The 3,165-nt window shown below is 73.3% G+C and carries 4 protein-coding genes; 2 read left to right on the top strand and 2 right to left on the bottom strand.

The genetic code is table 11. The features are described from left to right. Nucleotides 1–240 (top strand): DNA-3-methyladenine glycosylase (locus DZG00_RS13900; RefSeq protein ID WP_199689823.1); only part of this gene is annotated, 240 nt, incomplete at its 5' end. 18 nt (nucleotides 241–258) lie between these two features. On the opposite strand, the gene DZG00_RS13895 is transcribed toward DZG00_RS13900, so the two are convergent. Both DZG00_RS13895 and DZG00_RS13890 read right to left on the bottom strand, forming a co-directional pair. Next, nucleotides 259–858, bottom strand: coding sequence for a hypothetical protein (locus DZG00_RS13895; protein ID WP_119455740.1), 600 nt, complete (start codon nucleotides 856–858; stop codon nucleotides 259–261). Further along, nucleotides 855–1,532, bottom strand: coding sequence for a DNA-binding protein (locus DZG00_RS13890; RefSeq protein WP_119383084.1), 678 nt, complete (start codon nucleotides 1,530–1,532; stop codon nucleotides 855–857). Before DZG00_RS13890 ends, DZG00_RS13895 begins: the two co-directional genes overlap by 4 nt. 218 nt (nucleotides 1,533–1,750) lie before the next feature. Here DZG00_RS13890 and tyrS point away from each other — a divergent pair, with 218 nt between their 5' ends. After that, nucleotides 1,751–3,055, top strand: coding sequence for a tyrosine--tRNA ligase (tyrS, locus tag DZG00_RS13885; protein ID WP_119383085.1), 1,305 nt, complete (start codon nucleotides 1,751–1,753; stop codon nucleotides 3,053–3,055). The last annotated feature ends 110 nt before the right edge of the window (nucleotides 3,056–3,165 follow it).

Raw genomic sequence — 3,165 nt, 5'->3', positions numbered from 1 at the left:
GGCCCCGCGCGCCTCGCCGTCGCCCTCGGCATCCCGCTGTCCGACGACGGCGCGCCGCTCGACGCGTCGCCCTATGCGTTCGACCTGCCGGACGCGCCGCTCGCGCTGCCCGCGTCGGGCCCGCGCGTCGGCGTCTCCGGGCCGGGCGGATCCGGCGAGCTGTTCCCCTGGCGGTTCTGGGTGCCGGGGGATCCGACGGTCTCGCCGTATCGCGCGCACGTGCCGCGCATACGCCGCTGAGCTGCTCGGGCCGCCGGCCTACCGGACGACGAGCACGACCGCGGCGCAGGTCGCGGCCCACAGCCAGCTCACGAGCGTGCCGATGATGAAGCGCTCGCGTGCCTCCGCGGCCTCGCCCAGCTCCGAGAAGCGGCCGACGCCCTTGATGGCGATCACGACGGCCAGCGCCTCGGGATACCCGGCGAGGATCACGGCCACCACGGCCAGCCGCTCGAGCATGCCGATGGTCGCGCCGCCGCGCAGGACCTCGCGGGTGGGCCGACGCATCGCGGACGGGTCGTCCTCGTGTCCGCGGGGCGCCACCAGGATGCCGCCGTACGCGCCGGGCGGTACGGAGCCGCGGGTGGCGAGGGCCAGCACGACGGTGGAAGCGGATCCGCCGCCCAGCACCGCGAGCACGACGGCGACCAGCCCGAGGTAGCCCACGACCAGCGGGGAGGCGTCGCCCTCGAGGGTCAGACCCACCGCCACCGCGGCGGCGAGTGCGCCCGCGGCCGCGGCGACCATGCCCGTGCGGGGCGCGCGCACGGCGAGCAGGGCGAGCACGAGGCTCCCGGTGGCCAGCACGCAGAGCACGGCCCAAGCCGCGACCTCGACGGCGGTGCCCGCCGGGATCATGAGCGGACCCCGTCCTTCGCGGCCCGCGGCGTCTCGGCCGGCGCGGCTCCTGCGTCCAGGTGCGCCAGCAGCGCCTCGAGCCCGGGGATCGCGGCGCGCTCGGCCCGCCACCCGCTCGTGCGCAGACGCGTGCTCACCGCCTGCGGGGTGATCCCGAGGTCGGCGGCGACCTCGCGCTGCGTGCGGCCCCCGGCCATGCGGTCGACGACGTCCCAGCCCTGCGCCGTGCGTCGGTCCCGCGCGAGCAGCAGCAGGGTGACGAGCGCCTCCACCTCCGCGGTGCGGGGAAGCGCCGGCCCGGGATGGTCGTCAGGGTGCTCGGTGGGCGGATCCGTCGCGAGCGCGAACCGCGTCGCGCTGCGCTTGGCCGCCGTGACCGCGTCGCGGGCGGCGATGTACGCCGGTCCCGTCGCCTCGCGCGTCGCCCGGGGGAGCGGGGTCCGCACCGCCCCGATGCCGAGACCGACGCTCCAGTGCCCGTCGCGCGTGAGCAGGAGCACCATGTCGAGGGCGGTCGCCGCGTCGGCGACGAGCGCCTGCAGCTCGTCGCCGGACGTGCGGTCGACGGGGAGCACGAGGCGCCCCGCGTACCGGCTCGCGAGCTCGTCGCGCCCCGTCCCGGCGCGATCGACGTCGTGTCGGCTGGCCTTCTGGTCGGCGGTGATCACGAACATGCGTCCCCCTGCGGTCCCTGGACTTGATCGAAGAACATCAACTCTACGCACTTGATTCCGAACAATCAATGCCAGCAACTTGATCGACGGTCGTCTCCCGTGGACCCGATGCTCCCGCGGACCGCCGACATGCAGCACGACAGCGCCCTCCGGCCGCGCGTCGGGGACGCACGGCCGCGCCCGCCGTCCCCGCGATGCCGCGCTGATACCGTGATCGGGTGACGAACGCCGACCTCGACCGCCTCTCCTCCCAGCAGAACGACCCGTCCTTCGAGGACGTGTGGGAGGAGATCGTCTGGCGCGGGTACGTGCACGTGTCCACGGACCAGCAGGCGCTCAAGGAGCTGCTCTCCGGTCCGCCCATCACCTACTACTGCGGATTCGACCCCACGGCGCCGAGCCTGCACCTCGGGAACCTGGTGCAGCTGCTCCTCATGCGGCGGATCCAGCTGGCCGGGCACCGTCCGCTCGGGCTCGTGGGCGGCTCGACCGGCCTGATCGGCGATCCCCGGCCCACAGCCGAGCGCACCCTGAACACCCCCGAGGTCGTGGCCGAGTGGGTGCGGCGCCTGCAGGCGCAGGTCTCCGCCTTCCTCAGCCCCGAGGGCGACAACGCCCTGCGCATCGTCAACAACCTGGACTGGACGGCGCCGATGAGCGCCATCGACTTCCTCCGCGAGGTGGGCAAGCACTTCCGGGTGGGCACGATGCTCAAGAAGGACGCGGTGAGCGCGCGCCTCAACTCGGACGAGGGCATCAGCTACACGGAGTTCAGCTACCAGATCCTGCAGGGCCTGGACTTCCGCGAGCTGCACCGCACGTACGGATGCGTGCTGCAGACCGGCGGCAGCGACCAGTGGGGCAACCTCACCAGCGGCACCGACCTGATCCGGCGCAGCGAGCGCGCCACGGCGCACGCGATCGGCACGCCGCTGATCACCAACTCCGACGGCACCAAGTTCGGCAAGAGCGAGGGCAACGCGGTGTGGCTCGACCCCGAGCTCACGAGCCCGTACGCCTTCTACCAGTTCTGGCTCAACACGGACGACGGCGACGTGATCCACCGGCTGCGCATCTTCACGTTCCTGGACCGGTCGCGCATCGAGGAGCTCGCGCGGTCCATGGAGTCCGAGCCGTTCCGCCGCGAGGCGCAGCGCGCGCTCGCCTGGGAGGTGACGACGCTGGTGCACGGCATCGAGGCGACGGAGTCCGCGATCGCGGCGTCGCAGGCGCTGTTCGGCCAGGGCGAGCTGACCGCGCTCGACGAGCCGACGCTCCGGGCCGCCCTGGGGGAGCTCCCGTCCGCGGGCATCGCCGCGGGCACGTCGGTGATCCAGGCCCTCATCGACACCGGCCTCGTCTCGAGCGCGGGCGAGGCGCGGCGTGCGATCACCCAGGGCGGGGTCTACGTGAACAACGTCGCCGTGCGCGATGCGGCCGCCGTCGTCGACGATCTCCTGCACGGCCGTTTCGCCGTGATCCGACGGGGGAAGAAGACCCTCGCCGGACTCACCGTGGCCTGAATATGCCGCTGATCGGGCATCCTCGTCGGCGACTCGTGCGACACGCCCGGGATGCGGTGTGTTTTGCGGGGGTGGGGTGGTCCGCGTAATGTCTCCTCTTGTCGCCGGAA

Source organism: Clavibacter lycopersici, assembly GCF_003576405.1.
GTDB lineage: Bacteria > Actinomycetota > Actinomycetes > Actinomycetales > Microbacteriaceae > Clavibacter > Clavibacter lycopersici.
The sequence above is the reverse complement of the archived record's forward strand: the minus strand, read 5'-3'. Positions and strand labels throughout refer to the sequence as shown.